Source organism: Massilia haematophila, from assembly GCF_042647645.1.
Taxonomy (GTDB): domain Bacteria; phylum Pseudomonadota; class Gammaproteobacteria; order Burkholderiales; family Burkholderiaceae_D; genus Telluria; species Telluria haematophila.
In genome coordinates, this window is record NZ_JBHRVV010000001.1 from 2,727,457 (window position 1) to 2,745,738 (window position 18,282).

Annotated in this window: 13 protein-coding genes and 1 pseudogene; 2 read left to right on the top strand and 12 right to left on the bottom strand. The window is 60.5% G+C overall.

All coding sequences use genetic code 11. The annotated features are described in order from the left end of the window. The first annotated feature begins 298 nt into the window (after positions 1 to 298). Entirely contained in the window at positions 299 to 1,249 is a 951-nt protein-coding gene (locus tag ACFOPH_RS12190) for a radical SAM protein (RefSeq protein ID WP_379737919.1), read from the top strand. A 23-nt stretch (positions 1,250 to 1,272) separates the two neighbouring features. After that, complete coding sequence (locus ACFOPH_RS12195; protein ID WP_379735492.1) at positions 1,273 to 2,484, top strand: TIGR03088 family PEP-CTERM/XrtA system glycosyltransferase; 1,212 nt, start codon at positions 1,273 to 1,275, stop codon at positions 2,482 to 2,484. A 363-nt stretch (positions 2,485 to 2,847) separates the two neighbouring features. Here the strand turns inward: ACFOPH_RS12195 and ACFOPH_RS12200 are convergent, their stop codons facing one another. From ACFOPH_RS12200 to ACFOPH_RS12255, 12 genes and pseudogenes are all read right to left on the bottom strand, one after another. Further along, positions 2,848 to 3,309, bottom strand: a complete 462-nt coding sequence (locus ACFOPH_RS12200) for a hypothetical protein (RefSeq protein WP_312487928.1) — start codon at positions 3,307 to 3,309, stop codon at positions 2,848 to 2,850. After that, complete coding sequence (locus ACFOPH_RS12205) at positions 3,306 to 5,345, bottom strand: hypothetical protein (RefSeq protein WP_379735494.1); 2,040 nt, start codon at positions 5,343 to 5,345, stop codon at positions 3,306 to 3,308. Before ACFOPH_RS12205 ends, ACFOPH_RS12200 begins: the two co-directional genes overlap by 4 nt. A 140-nt stretch (positions 5,346 to 5,485) precedes the next feature. Continuing rightward, on the bottom strand, positions 5,486 to 7,270 hold the full coding sequence (locus tag ACFOPH_RS12210) for a hypothetical protein (RefSeq protein WP_312487932.1): 1,785 nt from the start codon (positions 7,268 to 7,270) through the stop codon (positions 5,486 to 5,488). Further along, positions 7,267 to 8,739: a tyrosine-type recombinase/integrase gene (locus ACFOPH_RS12215; RefSeq protein ID WP_379735496.1), complete on the bottom strand. Its 1,473-nt coding sequence runs from the start codon at positions 8,737 to 8,739 to the stop codon at positions 7,267 to 7,269. Before ACFOPH_RS12215 ends, ACFOPH_RS12210 begins: the two co-directional genes overlap by 4 nt. A gap of 97 nt (positions 8,740 to 8,836) precedes the next feature. Beyond that, positions 8,837 to 9,550, bottom strand: a pseudogene (locus ACFOPH_RS12220) (ATP-dependent DNA ligase); the annotation flags it as partial. Next, positions 9,543 to 10,610, bottom strand: coding sequence for a ligase-associated DNA damage response exonuclease (locus ACFOPH_RS12225; protein WP_379735498.1), 1,068 nt, complete (start codon positions 10,608 to 10,610; stop codon positions 9,543 to 9,545). The pseudogene ACFOPH_RS12220 and the gene ACFOPH_RS12225, both read right to left, overlap by 8 nt. Before the next feature lie 14 nt (positions 10,611 to 10,624). Next, positions 10,625 to 12,331, bottom strand: a complete 1,707-nt coding sequence (locus ACFOPH_RS12230; protein ID WP_379735500.1) for a RecQ family ATP-dependent DNA helicase — start codon at positions 12,329 to 12,331, stop codon at positions 10,625 to 10,627. 712 nt (positions 12,332 to 13,043) lie between these two features. After that, positions 13,044 to 14,633 (bottom strand): alkyl hydroperoxide reductase subunit F, encoded by a 1,590-nt coding sequence (gene ahpF / locus ACFOPH_RS12235; RefSeq protein WP_312549533.1) that lies wholly within the window; start codon positions 14,631 to 14,633, stop codon positions 13,044 to 13,046. Between the two features lie 247 nt (positions 14,634 to 14,880). Beyond that, a complete protein-coding gene (ahpC, locus tag ACFOPH_RS12240) occupies positions 14,881 to 15,444 on the bottom strand; it encodes an alkyl hydroperoxide reductase subunit C (RefSeq protein WP_312549532.1) in 564 nt (187 codons plus the stop codon). Positions 15,445 to 15,658: 214 nt separating this feature from the next. Next, a complete protein-coding gene (locus tag ACFOPH_RS12245; RefSeq protein ID WP_312549531.1) occupies positions 15,659 to 16,873 on the bottom strand; it encodes a hybrid sensor histidine kinase/response regulator in 1,215 nt (404 codons plus the stop codon). After that, positions 16,870 to 17,484 carry a chemotaxis protein CheB gene (locus tag ACFOPH_RS12250; protein ID WP_379735503.1) on the bottom strand — a complete coding sequence of 205 codons (615 nt, stop codon included), beginning with the start codon at positions 17,482 to 17,484 and terminating at the stop codon, positions 16,870 to 16,872. Before ACFOPH_RS12250 ends, ACFOPH_RS12245 begins: the two co-directional genes overlap by 4 nt. Then, entirely contained in the window at positions 17,481 to 18,272 is a 792-nt protein-coding gene (locus ACFOPH_RS12255; RefSeq protein ID WP_312549554.1) for a CheR family methyltransferase, read from the bottom strand. The genes ACFOPH_RS12250 and ACFOPH_RS12255 overlap by 4 nt, the downstream gene beginning before the upstream one ends. Between the last annotated feature and the right edge of the window lie 10 nt (positions 18,273 to 18,282).

Consider the following 18,282-nt stretch of genomic DNA (forward strand, 5'->3'; position numbering starts at 1 on the left):
TTTACACGTTTTTTTCAGGAAAATCTTAACGCACTGAATTGAATCATATTTTCTATGTGGCATGGTTATTGCTATGACGTAATCACTAAAAGTTAACTTGAAAGGGTAACTCCACATGGGAAGCGGAAAAATTTCTAACGTTTTGTGGAACGCGATGCGCCATCAGGTGGGTGCAGCTCTTCGAACCCAACCCGCCGTCCGAGACGCGGCCGCCAAGGTAGAAACTTGGATGTTGAGGCAACAACATTCGGTTGGAAGGATCGCTCCCTCGGTGATTCGACCAAGTCCCCATCTGATCATGCTTGCCCTAACAAGTTATTGCAATTTGCGCTGCCAGGGGTGCAAATACGGCCGGGATTTCATGGCAGGTTCGCAGTTGAGCTGGGAACACATCCGGGACGTGCTCGACGATGCCAGGGAAGCGGGCATCTACAATGTCCGGCTCTACGGCGGGGAGCCGCTACTTCACCCGGATCTGCCAAGGATCGTCGCCTACTGCAAAGAAATTGGGCTTTCGCCTATGGTAACCACCAATGCCGTCGTCCTCTCGTCTCGAATCGACGAGCTGTATGCGGCAGGGCTGAGAGACCTGTCCATCGGTTTTTACGGAGTTGGCGCCGAATACGACGAGTACACCCAGAGGCCCGGGCGCGCAAGGCGAATGGAGGCGAGTATTGCCGATGTCAGGCAAAAGTATGGCGATACAGTCAAGATGCAGCTCAACTGGTTACTGCGGCGCCAAACCTGTAATCGGGAATCCCTCCGGGAGGCATTCGAATTTGCGCGCAAGTACAACACGACCTTGCAGGTCGATATGGTGCACTACTCCTTGCCCTACTTTACAGAGGGTCCGGATCGCGAACTCCAGTTCCGCGATGAGGACAGGGAAGCGATTGATGTCGTTATCAATGACTTGCTAATGTTAAAAGAGCAGTACCCCGAGATGATTCGCCATACACCTGAAGCGATTCGTTCGATGCCGGACTGGTTGCTGCTCGGTCCGAAAATGAAGGTTCCCTGTGCCGCCCGCGAAATGATATGGGTGGGCGCAGATGGTACGGTGCAGCTGTGCTACGTCACGTTCAAGCTCGGAAACCTGCATGACATGCGCCTGCGCGACATGCTGTACACGCCGACACATACTGCAGCTTCGCGTGCCGCATTTTCGGTTGACTGTCCAAACTGTCATTGTGGCGCCGGCGATCGGATCATGCGCGATGCACGGTCCGTTGGCAAATATAAGGCGTAAGCCGCCAACTGCGCAACACGGCGATGTGGCAAAAAAATAAAACGGCTGACCAGACACGAACCATCCAGGCAAGGCCAGGCTTCCCCGATGCTGCATGGAAGGATGCGCCGCTCATCGTGCACGTCATTTACCGGTTCGATTTTGGCGGACTGGAAATGCTGCTTGCCGAGTGTATCCGCCGCATCCCTCGACAGAGATATCGCCACGCTATCATCTGCATCAGCGGGTATTCCGCTTTTGTGGAAAAAATCGAGGGCACCGGCACGCCTGTTTATAGCCTCGACAAACCAGCCGGTCTGGGCCTTTCCGCGCACCTCAGGCTCTGGAAACTGCTCAGAACGCTACGTCCGACGATCTTGCATACCTACTGCATAAGTGCCGTCGAATATACGGCGACAGGAATGTTGGCAAGCGTGCCGGTCCGCTTCCATTCCGAACACGGTCGTAACCTGAACGAAGCAGACGGACGCAATCTCAAGTACAACGTATTGCGCCGTGTGATGGCGCTGTTGATGCATTCCTGCATTGCGGTGTCCAGTGACTTGCAAAGCTGGCTTGCGGACATCGTTCGCGTGCCCCGGTCGAAAATCTCCTGCATTTCAAATGGGGTCGATACAGACAAGTTCTCGCCAGGTTCGATGCAGCTTCCCCCAGGGCCTGCACATGCCTCCCGGCCGAACCGTTTCGTGATCGGGACGGTAGGTCGTGTGTCTGAGGTGAAAAATCAGGCGGCCCTTGTTGACGCCTTTGTCCTTTTGCTGGACCGTTTAAGGGGGAGCAGGCCGGAACTGTCACTGACCATTATTGGCGACGGGCCGCTGTTGACGCCATTGAAGGAAAAAATCTCCGCCTTGGGGATTGCTCATCTAGTATCTACCCCAGGGGCTCGCAATGACATCGCGGAAATTATGAAAACATTCTCCGTGTTTGTACTGCCGTCACTCTCGGAAGCAATGCCAGTAGCGGCGCTGGAAGCGATGGCAACCGGAGTGCCGGTAATTGCTTCCCGTGTGGGCGGACTTCCCGATATCGTCAAGGAAAACATAACCGGCATGTTGGTAGACTCGCCGTGTCCCGAGTATCTCGTAGAAGCAATTGCTGAGTATGTTCAAAATCCGGATATGGGAAAACGGCATGGTGCAGCCGGTCGCAAGTTCGTCGAACAACATCATGGTATTGATCGGATGGTAAACGAATACTTGGCTCTTTACGATGCCGCTGCGAGACACAATTAATGAGCTAAGTTCGTTTGTAACTGCTACAACTGTCCTTGACGTGACGTCTGCATTGATGCGTGCACGCTTTCGGCCCACCGTGCATTCGGTGGGCAAGCACGACCAGCCGGGTCACAGCCCTTAACTAGAGTACGTTCCTCCAACAACCAGCGGCACTGCGATTTACAGACCGGCTAAATCCGATATGGGAATCGGCCAACACGATGCTCCCCAATGCTGGGCTGATGACTGCTCCTGGCCGATAGCGGACGGTCGGAACTGCTCAGTGTACTCGGCTGTTGCCTGCTGAGCAACTACAGGGTTTTGTTAGGCGCTCTAAGTAACCGAGCTTGAAACAAGAGTGTCCGCTATTAACAGTACACTTCACCCACCTTTGGCCGACTCAATCAAGTGAACGTTTGTCGAAACTAGGTTCTCCCGCGCCCCGCCCGCTCTATGTGCCTGGTTTTCGTGACGTTGGAGCAACAACGTGAGGACCTGAACCTGATTTGCCAGCTTCTCGTTGAGCGCGCGTAGAGAGCGAATCTCCTCGCGATACCGATCCTCGACATTCGCCAACTCGTCCCGCAGGCGATCTGCAACAACCTGCGGGTGGGAGGCTGCCGCGTTGGTTTGAAGCTGCTTTACATTTGCAAAGAACTCGTCACGTAAGTCGATAGCGCGATTGAGCGTCGCCCTCCCGATCCCCGCTTCCACGGCAAGGTTGGTTGCGGTCAGTTCATGACTGCTCGATACGATGGGCTTTCCGGCAAGGAGGCGCGTCGCTGCAGCCTTAATCTTTGCACGGGCCTCATCTGACACCTTAGACGGTTTCTGATTCGTCAATTTGACCTCTCTTCCTTCCGTGTGTCTTCCTCCAGCACCATGGACACTTCCTGGCGAGCTTGCATAATCCGCTCGATCTGTCCGCTCGGCAGCTCTTTGTGATGGACAAGGTACTGATCGAGTTCTCCGGCGTGCTTCAGCCAGCGCACCTTATGCTCGGCTGTGACGTAAGAGTTCGCACAACTGTTCGGGCGGCATGCTTCACGGCGCGGTGCCGTGGAACCACCGCACTGTGCATAGTTCGGGTCAAAGCTACAGTCGCTCAACAAGCCCGGATACAAGTGCTTAGCTCGATGCTTGAGCAGCGCGCGCAACCGTGCTCCGTCGGCGACCATGGGTCCGCCTCCGATCGATGTCTGTATGGATTCGAATTCACGCTCGAGTACGACCGCTCCTGGTCCGGCGAGTTTTACTCCCCGATGCCAGTCATCGTATCGGTCGACCAGACTGTCAAGCGCGCCAAGCATCCGCTCTTCGTCCAACTCGGCTGCAAAACCGGAGGCACTCATGCCACCGTAGCCTTCCATGATTTGTATTCCAAGATGCTTGAAGTGCCGCATACCTGCCACAGTGCCAAACGGACGATTGACAATGTGCCACGCAAGGGTGCGGCGGAATTGTCGGGAACCAAAGCTCCAAACCTGCCCTTCCCATTCCGGAATGGGTTGTGTCATCGTTGAGCGCTTCGCCAGGACGTTGACATGGTCTCGGAACAGGTCGAGCAGACGACCGATGCCTTGCCCAATTGGCAGATCGTCGCGGCTCTGCTTGAACGAATCGGAGAGCCTGAGCCCGAACAAATAGCATTCCTTCGGTGACCCCATGACCTCGTGCAAGCGCTCAATGACCTGAACCGTTTTTGCTACCTCATCGATCGCGACCCACTGCTCCGGATCTCCCATCACGTTGCGCGCTTTCCACACACGGCTCCGGATATACCAACGTGTGTGGCCACCGTCATCCGATCCCTGTCGACGCAAACATCCTCGACGCATATCTTGTACTTCAGAGTCACGCATGCCGGTCAAATACGCAACAACAATAAATCCTGCGAGTACCAGCATGGTCATCTCCCGGACCAGCGCCTTGCCGATAAGGGAGCCGCGTCGGAGCATAACCAGCGTTTCCCTAGGCAATTTCGCAGCACACTGCCAGTCCAATCCGATTTCATCGGCCGCCTGTAGCAAGAGCCCCTGAATGTGCGCTGAATTGGTCGCACTTTCGCCGATAATCTTTTTCTTCAGGTGGGTTACAGCAAGGAGAATTTGCGCATCACTCATGGTTTCACTTGCCCAAGCCCGCGTACGGGTCACCCAACCAGTGGCAGCCCTCGTCTTCCTGTCATTGACTAGCGCCTCAAATTGGTCGTCTGTCGGAAGTACGGGAGAATGCGACGGCAATCCGCCCCCTGTGACCCTTAAGTGTGTCAGGTACTGCTCCAGTCGTTGCTCGACGCGCCGAGCATTGATACCGTCGGCCGCCGGACGCTTGTTCAGCTGAGCTTCCAAAGCGTGAATGATGTCTGCGCTGAATTCGTCGATATACCGAAACGCCCATTGCAACAACGGGCCGGCAAGGGCCTCTGGAATTCGCGGAGTCGTGTTCTCTGGATTCTTGGCGCCATGCTGCACGCCGGTCACGCGAGAGCCGCTGCGTCCTCTCCATGGGTTGAATTGCAGCGGTTCCGAAATATGATCACGATAGGCGTAGAGAAGCTTCAACTGATAAACGTGAGCCTCCACGGGTATACCTTCGACCTTGGAGCGAGCCAGCCAGCAGTCCAACATCTCTTGGGTAACCTCGGCCATGGACTCTATTCCTTCTGCTTCATGCAAAGCTGCGAAAGTCCTAATCAGTCCTGTCGTATTTGAGTGCATAGTCGCCGGCTTGCTGACGCGATAGCCCCCTGCCGCGAAGCGGACACGTGTGTAGGAAAACTCCTTGAGGGCGACCTGGATTGCCGCCGGACCGACTCGGGCAAAGTCAATTCGGTACGGAACATCGTGCTGATTGGGGGCGAGAATGACCTCGTTCACATGCCATACGTCTTGTCCGAACCGGAGTACGCTGGGCTCGCCCGACTTCGTTGCAAACCCAGCGAACACAAGCGCGTTGTCGGGGACTCGTTGGTTTGGGTGGCCTTGGATCTTGGGCTTCGTACGCGCGCGCTCAGGCATTACACCATCCCATTCAAGATGATTGCCGGAGGCAGGATAGGGACGTCGTGATCAGCGTTAGCAACCGCTTGCGCTTGCGTGATCATCGGCTCGGGAAATCTCGGCAAGATGACACGTTCAATATTCAAGTAGCCCATGCCGTGCAAGTGGTTCCATTCGGCGTCACCCATGGTCTCCCGCTCGTTTTCAAGCCAAGTCCGGTACGCTAAGATTTTGGGCAGATGTCGCTCAAGGACCACAGCGTTGTTGCACTCAAGGCATATTCCGGGTCGCGATGTACAGGTCTCCCCCTTCTTGCCAAAGGGCGATGTGTGCAAGTCCAGACATCCGGACACCCACATATCACGCGCGCCTGTCGCCAGTTCTTTGGCGTCTGAGACGTCCAGCCCAGCTTCTTCGGCAATCCCTTCCGCAGTTGTCGATACCGCGACTCGAGGTTGCAGTACAGCCTGCATCGCCGCACGCTGCGCGTCTTCAATTGTTGAGTCGTGGGTCTCAGCAAGCGCGGGAATGTTTCCGTAATTCGCAGCTGCTACGGCCCGGCTGTGGTCCTGACGTGCGAACCTGTCGATTTGCCCGCTAGTAGTCTTATACCAGCGCTCCTTGTGGGATTTACGAAGACGCGCTGGCTCTAAAGTCGTGAGAAGCGTGCCGTCGTCGCCCGCAAGCCCGATCTCCGCGCAGAATGTCCCTAACGCCTCTTTTACTTGGGCACGAAAACGAACCTGATGTACTCTTGGACCAGATGCCGCAACGAAAAGGAACGGTAGTTGAGTGAATCGTCGCACGCGTTCGGTAATTGCGATGACCTTTGCAACTAGGCCGCCTGCACTGAAGTATCCATTTGCCCTGAACCGTTCACTGTGCCGCTTATGCCCCGCCCGGTACTTTGTCGTTGTAAGCGTCACATGATTTCGAGTGATGTTGCTTCGGCAGTCGACATGAAGCTCCATGATTTCGGCGGGTGTCCAGCCGGTCTCAAGTGCGATCAGGATAAAGAACGGGGTGAGATCAATGGGAGTTGGGAAGATCCTCGTGTTTACCGATGTCAGCGACTCCGCTCCCCGCTCTCGTAACGACGTCCTCATACCTTGGGCAAGGTAAGTGGACGGCAGGGGACCGATCTCGTTCGCAAGCCAAGCCTGATTCGCCGGTTGGCACCACGCCTCGATGTCGCGCCCCCGCGGGTCAGTGCCAGAGGACAGCAGTTGCTCTGCTTCGACCGCCAGTCGCGCGACTATCTTTGGGATTCTTTCGCGGCATGCAACTACCAGCTGATCGACCACATGTGGGGAGTAGCTGTCCCTCGGGGTACGGGTTGGACTGCCCTGCGGATGGATATATCCCAATCGCTCCTTGGCGGGCCCGTTTAGCGCATGCTCGGGCAACTCTTTAAGCACGCGGAAGACGTCCATGCAGGTATCGTACGCCGACCACCCAGAAGCTGGCCCTTGAGGCATCGTTCGCAGAACCCAGTCATCAAAGATCCTTGCAGTGAGGTCCTCCGTCCTGACGACATCTGGGTCCCGCTCTGCCAGATCTTTCAGAAATCCCAGAAGGTCCCGGTTGGTACGATTCGCCTGGCCAGCCATGACACGCAGCCCTTCGAGCGTTTTGCTAAAAGCCAGCACTATGTCCCGCTCCAGGCGCGTTCCGCGGAGTGCTGTGAAGTCCATTTCTGCCTTGCCCGACAAGGTGGACACCGCGAACCTCAATAAGCCGATCTGCGAAGTCTTCGACGCATCCGCCGTCGGCGCTATGGACTTAAAGTTATGGCGGCTCATGCGACCTCTAGCTCATTGGGATGGAGTTCGCTCTGCAGAGCGTCATGTGCCTTCAGAGCAATTTCAACTGCTTCGTCAAGATGTGTCAGGTAGCGATACGTGGTCGTGATCGAACGATGACCAAGCATTCGTTGCAGTTGTCGCAATGGGTCACCGATCAGTCGCCTGTAGGCTCGAGCTCCTGGCGCGCTCTTTAGTTCGTTATGGTCGGTCGTCGCAAGCATCGCTCGGATGAGCTTTTCGAGCATGTTTACCGCGAAGGTGTGCCGTAACGTATGTGGTGACACGTCCATCGGATAACCCATGTCTGTACAGCGTTTAGAGGCAGCTGCAAAGATATCGCGCCAGCGCTCGGGCGATAACATGGAGCCGTGCTCTCCAAGCCAAAGTGCGACGGGCTGAACGGACCCGTCTTTATGACGCTCAACAAAGCGTCGGCGAGCGCCAAGGGAAACCTCGGCGAACTTACTTCTCTTCTTTGCTCCTTCATAGACGAACTCCGTTACGGAAACGCGCGATACGCGTATGGCATCCGGCGTCTCGTTTTGCTCCGAAATCACATTGGCACGTTCAATCTCGATGTACTCGTGGAGTCTTCGTAGCAGCCGAGCATGTACTCGAACCTTCCGGGACTTGCGGCCCTTTGCCAGGGCAGGCGCAAGGGCACATTCAACGCTGCCGCTATTTGCGCGGTGCGGCGCCAGCTCCGGGACTTCCCAAGTGAGTTGCCCTGCCGCTTCAGTGACCCGAAGACCAGTTTCTATCAGCATGTCAGCGAACAACGCATCACGAATGGAGTGCCGTCGTTCCACGCCGGGTTCCTGTGTGCCATCAGGAAGCAGACCCCGGAGCCCCACATCCCGGAAAATTCGGTATTGTTCAAGAGTGATGCAACGTATCGTGTCGCCGCTCGCGTGTTCAGGATCCCGGAGTCGGTTACGCCTCACACCGGCCGGTGCACCACTGTGGCTGGTCCGTACTACTGTGTCCCGGTATCGAAACGGGGTTCGGTCGATCCAGCCTTCTTCTACTGCGAACCGATAAAGCCGTTCAAGTGCTGCCAGAGCACGGTTCCACGACGAACCGCTGATCTTCGTATTGTGCTTTTCAGCGTCGTCCCCACGCCGAATCTGCCGATAATGAGTGAGATGCCTGTTATCGGCGTCCAACCAATGGACCTCGTACACGTCGTGCAGGAAGGTGAGGAACGCGTCGATGTCCCTCGCGTACGCCAGCCAAGTTCTAGGGGAGTGGCAGCCGTCACTTGGTAAGTACCTGAAGAACGCGTTCAGGTCGTCCAACGGATATTTGCCGTCGGTTGTCACGAAGAATGGCATGCCCTCCACCAATTGCAACTGACGGTCGAAAGGCGACACTGGATTGCCTATGCCCGTTGTATCGGACGACACCAATCGCGTGAAGAACAGTTCGTAACGCCCCGTGTAGCGCGCTGTGTCTGCCTGTTCCAAGATACTCGAAGCCACAAGATCCTTACGTCATTGTTGAGACACCTAATCTTACCTCGGATAACACATTCCAGTGAGCCATTTTTAAATAGCAGCGATAATCGTACTTCCACTCGACCTGCCAGTCGGCCAGGTCGCCCAGCGCCGCCGGCTCGCCCTGCAGCTGGTGGGCCAGGAAGAAGGGGTACGGCTGGCCGCCGCGCAGCTTGTGCTCCTCGTCGCTCTGCGCGGCGATCAGTTGCAGGAAGCGTGGCGCCGTGGGCCGCACGCTGCCGTCGGTCCAGCCCATCAGGCGCTGGGCGATCAGCTTGCTGTCCACCGCCGCGATGTGCGCCAGCGCGCGCGTCACCAGGAGTTTCGAGACGCCGACGCGAAAGCCCCCGCCGATCAGTTTGCAGAACAGGAAGCGCTCGCGCCAGTCGAGCTCGTTCCAGTAGCTGAACAGGGCTTCGCGGATGGCGCCCGGGTCGGCGCCGCGCAAGGGACCGATGCGCTCCTCCATCCAGACGGCCAGGCCGACGTCGCTGCGCTTTTCCGGCGGCGGCAGGATGTGGGCGATGGTCTCGGCCAGGTCGCCGACCGCGTTGTACGACTCGTCGAACAACCACTCGTCGAGCACCGCGTATTCGATGGCGTACTGGCGCAGCAGCTTCGTCGGCACGGCCTGGCGCGGCTTGCCGCCGGCCAGGAAGTAGACCGCCCAGGCGGCGTTTTCGGGGGCCGCGGTCGAGAAGTACTGCTGCAGGGCTTCGAGCTTGCGGTTGGTGGCGGTGGTTTCGTCGAGTTCGGCGTACAGGCGGGCGAATTCACGCATCGCTCGCCTCCTTTGCTTCCTTTGCCTCCTGTCCTTGGACAGATTCCTCGGCCGGCTGCGGCGGGATCGCGACGTCGTCATCGTCGTCGCCATACTCCGTGTCGAAGCCGGCCGCATCCAGCCCCTGCTGGCACAGCCAGCGCACCAGCACCGGAATCGAGCCGTGGGTGACGATGATGCGCCCGGCGCCGGTGGCGCCGATGGCCGACATCAGGCCGGGCCAGTCGGCATGGTCGGACAGCACGAAGCCGCGGTCGACCCCGCGCCGCCGGCGCGCCCCGCGCAACTGCATCCAGCCGCTGGCAAAGGCGTCGCTGTAGTCGCCGAAGCGCTTCATCCAGGGCGAGCCGGAGGCGGACGGCGGCGCGACCACGATCGCACGCTTAAAGTCCGCCTTGCTCACGTCGCTCACCATCAGCGTCGGCGGCAGGGCGATGCCGCCCTCGCGGTAGACCCGGTTCAGCGGTTCGACCGCGCCGTGGCAGACGATGGGGCCGATCGCGGGATCGAGCCCGGACAGGATGCGCTGGGCCTTGCCGAAGGAGTAGCCGAAGATCACGCTGCAGCGCCCCTCGTCGGCGTTCTTGCGCCACCAGCGGTTGATGTCGTCGAAAATGCTCTGTTCTGGCTCCCAGCGGTAGATCGGCAGCCCGAAGGTCGATTCGGTGATGAAGGTATGGCAGGGCACCGGTTCGAAGGGCGCACAGGTTTTATCGGGCTCGACCTTGTAGTCGCCCGAGGCGACCCAGACTTCGCCGCCGCATTCCATGCGTACCTGGGCTGAACCCAGCACGTGGCCGGCCGGGTGCAGCGAGATCGTGACGCCGTTGTGGACGATGCGCTCGCCATATTCCAGCCCGTCGACGGTGATCTCGCCCAGGCGCGAGCGCAGCACGTGCACGCCGGGCGCGGCCGTCAGGTAGCGTCCGTGGCCGTAGCGCGCGTGGTCGCCGTGCGCGTGCGTGATCACGGCCCTGTCCACCGGCCGCCAGGGGTCGATATAGAACTGGCCAGGGACGCAGTACAGGCCTTCCTTGCGCACCACTACCATGTCGCCCATACGGTCCTTTCGCGTTATGCAGGTGAGACAAAGTCTGCCATGAAACTGCGGTGCTCGCCGTCCGGGAAATCGATGCCGACCTGGTCGCCGGCCACGCTGGTCACGACGCCCTCCCCGTACTTCGCCACCTTCACACGCATGCCGGTGTCGAACTGCGGGCCGGCCGGTTCCGGTTCGGGCTCGTGGTCGAACTCGTCGTCGCGGATCTCGATGTCTTCCAGCGCCAGCGCCGGCGGGTTCAGGCAGTTGTCGCAGCGGCAGCACTTCTCGAAGCCCTCGACCTCGTCGCCGAAGTAGTCGAGCAGCAGCTTCCAGCGGCAGAAGCCGCTCACCGCGTAACTCACCATCTTCTCCAGTGCCTCGCGGTCGTGTTCCTGCTTCTGCACGTAGACCTCGGCCAGCTGCTCGAAGGTGACCGCCTTCGGTTCGGCGTTGGTCAGGACAAATTCGAGCTTGCGGTTCTGGCGCACCAGCTTGGCGTCTTTCAGCAGCTTGAGGCAGACCTTGACCTTGGCTTCGTTCAGGTCGCCGAGCTTGTCCTCGATGCGCTCGCTGGTCACCGGCCCCTCCTCGGCCAGTTCCCTGGCGGCCTCGTAGACCGAGCGGATCTCCGCCGCGTCGGGGTAATGCTTCACCAGAAAGAACTGCTGGACGCGCTTGTCGTCTTGCAGGAACAGCAGCGTGCACTTGGCGTCCCCGCCGTCGCGCCCGGCCCGTCCCGACTCCTGGTAATAGGATTCGAGGTTGGCCGGGATCTGCAGGTGGACCACGAAGCGCGTGTCGGGCTTGTCGATGCCCATGCCGAAGGCATTCGTCGCGACCATCACGCGCCGCTCGTCGTTCATGAACAGGTCCTGGTTGGCGCGGCGCTCGGCGGCCGGCAACTTGCCGTGGTAGATCGTCACCGACTCGCCCGCCTCTTCCAGGATGCGGTGCATTTCCTCGGCCGCCTTGACGGTGGCGGCATAGACGATGCCGACGCCCTCGGTCTCGGCCACCAGACGGCGCGCCTCGGCGAACTTCTCGTCCAGGCTCGTTACCTGCAGCACGCTGTAGTGCAGGTTGGCCCGGTAGATGCCGGTATTGATGACCTTCATGCGCGTCCGGTTCAGCTGACGGCCGATGTCCTCGATCACCTCGTCGGTGGCGGTGGCGGTCAGCGCCAGCACGGTCGGGCTGCCGATGGCCGCGATCGCCGCCGCCATCTCGATGTAGGCCGGGCGGAAGTCGTGGCCCCATTGCGAGATGCAATGGGCCTCGTCGATGGCGACCAGGCTCACGTTGGCGCCCTTCAAGATGGCGATGAACTCCGGCGAAGCCAGGCGCTCGGGGGTGCAGAACACGATTTCGCAGGTGCCGCCACTGATCGACTCCAGCGCCTGGTGCTCTTCTTCCGCATTCAGGCTGCTGTTGACCTGGCAGGCGCGCACGCCGAGCTCCTCGAGCTTGCCGAGCTGGTCCTTCATCAGCGAGATCAGGGGCGAGACCACGACGGTGGTGCCGCCCAGCATGCGGGCCGGGATCTGGTAGCACAGCGACTTGCCGCCGCCGGTGGGCATGATCGCCAGCGTATCCTTGCCGTCCAGGACGCTGTCGATCACGCGTTGCTGCCCTTCGCGCAGGTGTTGTATGCCAAACACGGAGCGCAGCAGCTTGCGGATGGAATTACGGCGCACCGCGAGGAGGCCGTTATGGAGGAGTTTGGGTTCGTGTCGGGTCATGATGGCCCTACTCTAGGTCGCGCGCGCGAACCCGGCTATAGGAGACAAGCCATGAAAGATGTAGGAGCGCCGCTGTCGGCGCCGCCGTTCGCCCGTGCCCGCTCATGTTGAGACAGGGGGACAAGGCTTTTTCCTACACAACGGCGGAGTCCGCGCCGATGTCCGGAAAGCGCAAGTGTGTCTAAGATGGCACTGTACACAACGAAAACAACGAACGACACACCGCCCCGGAGAACGATCATGATGCGCTCAATCCCCACCACCCTGACCGCACTGCAACTTGCCCTCGCCAGCGCCGCCGCCTGGCTCCTGTACGAGACCAACGCCCTGCAAGGCGCGGCACTGATGATGTTCCACTGATTTCGGGCCGAATACTTGCCTGCGAGGCAAGTTCGATAGCCCATTCTACTGTAGCCGCGGCCTGAAGCCGCGCACGATAAGGGAAGCGCCGTACCACTGACGTGGCATGGCGCTTTTTGTATGTCGCGCTTGGTTTTCGTAGGGTGGGCACTTGTGCCCACGCGGTCTCACGGGTTGAAACCACGCGGCACGAGGCGCAGCCCGGCGATGTGTCACCGTTGTTTTCAATTGCCGACACATAGCAAGCGCCGTACCGCGTGGGCACGAGTGCCCACCCTACGAAAAACGCCATCGCGACAATGTCGGGATGGCGTTTTCACTTTCATGCATGCGGCCCGCGGGCCGCACCGTCTTACGCTGCCTTGGCGTCCAGCGCCTCGGTCTCTTCCGTCGGCAGGCGCATCAGGTAGTCGAAGGATGCCAGGGAAGCCTTGGCGCCCTCGCCCACGGCGATGACGATCTGCTTGAACGGCACGGTGGTCACGTCGCCGGCCGCGAACACGCCCGGGATCGAGGTTTCGCCGCGCACGTCGACTTCGATCTCGCCGTACGGCGACAGCTCGAGCGTGCCCTTGAGCCATTCGGCGTTCGGGACCAGGCCGATCTGGACGAAGACGCCGGCCAGTTCGACGCGGTGGATCTCGCCGCTGTTGCGGTCCTTGTACGACAGGGCCGTCACCTTCTTGCCGTCGCCATGGATTTCCGTGGTTTGGGCGCTCTTGATCACGTTCACGTTCTTCAGGCTGTAGAGCTTGCGCTGCAGGACCGCGTCGGCGCGCAGTTCCGCGCCGTATTCGATCAGGGTCACGTGCTCGACGATGCCGGCCAGGTCGATTGCCGCTTCCACGCCCGAGTTACCGCCGCCGATCACCGACACGCGTTTGCCCTTGAACAGCGGGCCGTCGCAGTGCGGGCAGTAGGCCACGCCGTGGTTCTTGTACTCTTTCTCGCCCGGCACGTTGATTTCGCGCCAGCGGGCGCCGGTCGAGATGATCACCGACTTGGCCTTCAGCACGGCGCCGGACTCGGTCGTCACTTCGAACAGCTTCGCATCCTCGTTCTTTTCCAGCTTGGCGGCGCGCTGCAGGTTCATGATGTCGACGTCGTAGTGCTTGACGTGCTCTTCCAGCGCCACCGCGAACTTCGGCCCTTCGGTTTCCTTGACCGAGACAAAGTTCTCGATCGCCAGGGTATCCATCACCTGGCCGCCGAAACGGTCGGCAATGACGCCGGTACGGATGCCTTTGCGCGACGAGTAGATCGCCGCGGCCGCGCCGGCAGGACCGCCGCCGACGATCAGCACGTCGAACGGGTCTTTCTGGCTCAGCTCGGCTGCCTTGGCGGCGCCGGCGCCGGTGTCCAGCTTGGCGAGGATTTCCTCGACGCTCATGCGGCCCTGGCCAAAGTGCTCGCCGTTCAGGAACATCATCGGCACCGCCAGGATCTGGCGCGACTCGACTTCATCCTTGAACAGGCCGCCGTCGATGGTCGTGACCTTGATGCGCGGATTGATGATGGACATCGAATTCAGCGCCTGCACCACTTCCGGGCAGTTATGGCAGGACAGCGAGATGAAGGCTTCGAAGACGAAGTCGCCCTTCAGGTTCTTGATCTGGTCGATGACAGGCGCATCGAACTTGATCGGGTGTCCGCCGACTTGCAGCAGGGCCAGCACCAGCGAGGTGAATTCGTGACCCAGCGGGATCGCCGCGAATTCGATGCCGATGTCGGTGCCGACCCGGTTGATGGCGAAGGACGGCTTGCGGGTCGCACTGCCGCCATCGCGATAAGTAATCTTGTCGCTCAGGGAAGTGATTTCCTTGAGCAGTTCTTCCATTTCCCGCGCTTTCGGCGAGTCATCAAGCGACGCAACGATCTCAATCGGCTGCACCACTTTTTCCAAATAGGCTTGTAACTGCTTCTTGAGGGTTGCTTCGAGCATGGTTATTCCTTTTATTCAGTGATGGACACCCGCAGGTGAGCGAGTGTCCGTACTACGAGGTATTGCTAAGGTATTACTTGGGTCTTACTGTGCTACTAGTTGGCTTATCGGGACCTCGAGAAACCGTAGCGAGCGGAAGGAGTGGCGTTCGAGAAGCGCAGCTGTACGGAAGTACAGCGGGCTATCGCCTTGGCGGCGCAGGACGCCAATCCGACGCGCAGTAGGTTTATCGAGGTCCACCGCCACCTTAGATTTTGCCGACGAGATCGAGCGACGGGGTCAGGGTCTCGGCGCCTTCGGTCCACTTGGCCGGGCAGACTTGGCCCGGGTGAGCGGCCACGTACTGGGCAGCCTTGACTTTGCGCATCAGTTCCGAAGCGTCGCGGCCGATGCCGTTGTCGTGCACTTCCATCACTTTGATCTGGCCTTCCGGATTGATCACGAAGGTGCCGCGCAGTGCCAGGCCTTCTTCTTCGATCATGACTTCGAAGTTACGTGCCAGGGTGCCGGTCGGGTCGCCGATCAGCGGGTAGTTGACCTTCTTGATGGCGTCCGAGGTGTCGTGCCATGCCTTGTGGGCGAAGTGGGTGTCGGTCGACACGCCGTAGACCTTGACGCCCATCTTTTCGAATTCCGGCTGGAAGTCAGCCAGGTCTTCCAGTTCGGTCGGGCAGACGAAGGTGAAGTCGGCCGGGTAGAACATCAGGACGGACCAGGTGCCTTTGAACTGCTCTTCGGTCAGATCGATGAACTTGCCGTTGTGGTAAGCGGTTGCCTTGAACGGCTTGATCTCGGTATTGATAAGGGACATGGAATCTCCTGTTGGTGGGTCAAAAGTTGATAAAAGAGAGTGTAGACTCTTGCTGATGCTTTGTAAAATTAATTGATCGGATGCCTTCGATTAATTTTAGCTATCGTGCAGAGGTGACAGGACCTGCATGGACAGGATGTCGGTCTCGCAAGAGACCAGTCAGTGTGAGGGAAATGGGCGGTCTTTGCAACCACCGCCCGAATGGGGCCCTTCCCTAGGCCGTGACCTCGGTGCAGGAAACCACCTCGTTGCAGGGCAGCGACAGCCTGAACGTCGAGCCCTGGCCGGGGGTGCTGCGCACCGTCAGTTCGCCGCCGTGGGCCGTCGCCAGCTGGCGCGAGATGTACAGGCCCAGGCCCAGGCCCTTCGGCTCGCCGTTGCGGGTGCCGCGCTCGAAGGGCTGGAAAATGCGCTCGATGTCCTCGGGCGAGATGCCCTTGCCCTGGTCGGCGACGTCGATGCTGGCGCAGCCGCCCTCGACGTGCACGCTGACCTCCACGTTGCAGCCGCCGCCGTAGCGCAGGGCATTCGTCAGCAGGTTGACGATCACCTGCTCGATGCGGAATTCGTCCCAGTGCCCGGACACCGGCCCGTGCGGCGCCAGCGTGATGGCGCAGCCGCTGGCCGCGGCCTGCAGCGACAGGTCGGCCACCACCCGCTCGAGCATGCCCATCAGCTCGACCTGGGCCGGGCGCACCGACAGCGTGCCGTTCTTCATGCGGCTGACGTCGAGCATGTCGTCGATCAGGCGGATCATGGCCTTGATCTGGCGTTCGTCGCGCTTGATCATCGCCCCCATCTGCTCGGCGTTGAAGGCCTGCAGGTTGCCGCGCTTCAGGTGCAGGGTGCGCATCTGGGTTTCCAGGAACAGCGTGTTCAAGGGCGTGCGCAGCTCGTGGGCGACGAGCGACATGAACTCGTCGCGCATGCGCAGCGAGCGCTGCAGCTCGGCCTGGGTCGCGTTCAGCTCCTGCACCAGCAGTTCCTGCTCGCGCCGGCTGCGCTCGAGCGCCTCGACCTGGCGCTGGGTCTCGCGGCGCTGCTGGTCGAGCGCGACGAAGACGTTGACCTTGCCGCGCACCGCATCCGGGTCGAGCGGCTTGTAGAGGAAGTCGACGGCGCCCGTTTCGTAACCCTTGAAGGCGTAGTTCAGCTCGCGCCCGGCGGCCGAGACGAACACGATCGGGATATGGCGGGTGCGGGAGGTAGCACGCATCAGCTCGGCCAGCTCGAAGCCGTCCATGCCCGGCATCTGCACGTCCAGGATGGCCAGCGCGAACTCGTGCTCCAGCAGCAGCGCCAGCGCCTCCTCGCCCGAGTGGGCATGGAATACGAGGCGGCGCTCGTCGCGGATCAGGGCGTCGAGGGCGCGCAGGTTGTCCGGCAGGTCGTCGACGATTAACAGTTTGCTTGGCTCTTGGACGCTCATGATGTTGTTATCTCCAGCAGGGGCAGCAAGGCCCGGATGTCGGCCAGCGGCAGGACCAGGTGCGGCGCGCTCAGGCGGATCGCCTGCGCGGGCATGGTGGCGGCCTGCGCTTCGCCCGGGTCCTGCACCACGGTCAGGCCGCCGCGCTGCCTGATCCTTTGCATGCCCTCGGCGCCGTCGGCATTGGCGCCGGTGAGCAGGATGCCGGCCAGGGCCGGGCCGTAGGCGTCGGCGGCCGACTCCATCAGCACGTCGATGGCCGGGCGCGCATAGTGCACCGGCGGCTCGCAGCTGAGTGAAAATACATGACCCTGTTCGATCGACAGGTGGTAACCGGCGCCGGCGAAATACACGGTGCCCGGCTCCACCGGCTCCTTGTCCATCGCCTCGCGCACTGGCAGCGCCAGGCGCGCGTCGAACAGCTCGGCCAGGCGGCTTTCGCGGTCGCTCGGCACGTGCAGGATGCAGACCGTCGCCAGCTTCGAGGCGGCCGGCAGCGCCGGCAGCAGCTCGACCAGCGCGTCGACGCCGCCGGCCGAGGCGCCGATCACCAGCGCCTCGATCCGCCGCCCGGCCAGGACCGGGCCGAACCTGTCCGCGGCTGCCATCATTCGGCCGCCTTGCGGAACAGGCGCTCGCGCCGCGCCAGCGGCTCGAAGCGGCCCGCGTAGGTGGAGAAGTCGATGCTCTCCTTGCTGCCCAGGCCGAGGAAGCCGCGGTGGCACAGCGACTCGTGGAACAGGCCCAGCACGCGGTCCTGCAGGCGCCGGTTAAAGTAGATCATCACGTTGCGGCAACTGATGAAATGGGTTTCCGAGAACACGCTGTCGGTAGACAGCGAATGGTCGGCAAAGGTCACGTTCTCGACCAGGGCGCGCTCGAACAATGCACCGCCATAGGCCGCCGTATAGTAATCGGAAAAGGCGCGCCGCCCGCCCGATTTCTGGTAATTCTCGGTGAACAGGCGCATCCGGTCGAGCGGGAACACGCCGCGCCGCGCCGCGTCCAGCGATTCCGGGTTGATGTCGGTCGCATAGATCGTGGTGCGCTCGAGCAGGCCCTCCTCGTGCAGCAGGATGGCCAGCGAATACACTTCCTCGCCGGTGCTGCAGCCGGCCACCCAGACCTTCAGCGAAGGATAGGTGCGCAGGTGCGGCACGACCTGGCTGCGGATCGCCGCGAAATACTCCGGGTCGCGGAACATCTCGGTGACGGGAATGGTCAGGTATTGCAGCAGCCGCGAGAACGCCTCGGGCTGGTGCAGCACCCTGGCCTGCAGTTCCGACACGGTGGCGCATTCCATTTCGCGCATGGCCACCAGCACGCGGCGCTTCTGCGAGGCGCCAGTGTAGTCGCGGAAGTCGTAGTTGTACTTGAGGTAGACCGCCTCAACCAGCATCCGCAGTTCG

Excerpts from the sequence above, each read along its gene's own strand:
- ACFOPH_RS12190 (WP_379737919.1), top strand. The coding sequence starts at position 299 with ATGCTTGCCCTAACAAGTTATTGCAATTTGCGCTGCCAGGGGTGCAAA.
- ACFOPH_RS12255 (WP_312549554.1), bottom strand. The coding sequence starts at position 18,272 with ATGCTGGTTGAGGCGGTCTACCTCAAGTACAACTACGACTTCCGCGAC.
- ahpC (WP_312549532.1), bottom strand. The coding sequence starts at position 15,444 with ATGTCCCTTATCAATACCGAGATCAAGCCGTTCAAGGCAACCGCTTAC.
- ACFOPH_RS12210 (WP_312487932.1), bottom strand. The coding sequence starts at position 7,270 with ATGAGCCGCCATAACTTTAAGTCCATAGCGCCGACGGCGGATGCGTCG.
- ACFOPH_RS12230 (WP_379735500.1), bottom strand. The coding sequence starts at position 12,331 with ATGACCCGACACGAACCCAAACTCCTCCATAACGGCCTCCTCGCGGTG.
- ACFOPH_RS12195 (WP_379735492.1), top strand. The coding sequence starts at position 1,273 with ATGTGGCAAAAAAATAAAACGGCTGACCAGACACGAACCATCCAGGCA.
- ahpF (WP_312549533.1), bottom strand. The coding sequence starts at position 14,633 with ATGCTCGAAGCAACCCTCAAGAAGCAGTTACAAGCCTATTTGGAAAAA.
- ACFOPH_RS12245 (WP_312549531.1), bottom strand. The coding sequence starts at position 16,873 with ATGAGCGTCCAAGAGCCAAGCAAACTGTTAATCGTCGACGACCTGCCG.
- ACFOPH_RS12250 (WP_379735503.1), bottom strand. The coding sequence starts at position 17,484 with ATGATGGCAGCCGCGGACAGGTTCGGCCCGGTCCTGGCCGGGCGGCGG.
- ACFOPH_RS12225 (WP_379735498.1), bottom strand. The coding sequence starts at position 10,610 with ATGGGCGACATGGTAGTGGTGCGCAAGGAAGGCCTGTACTGCGTCCCT.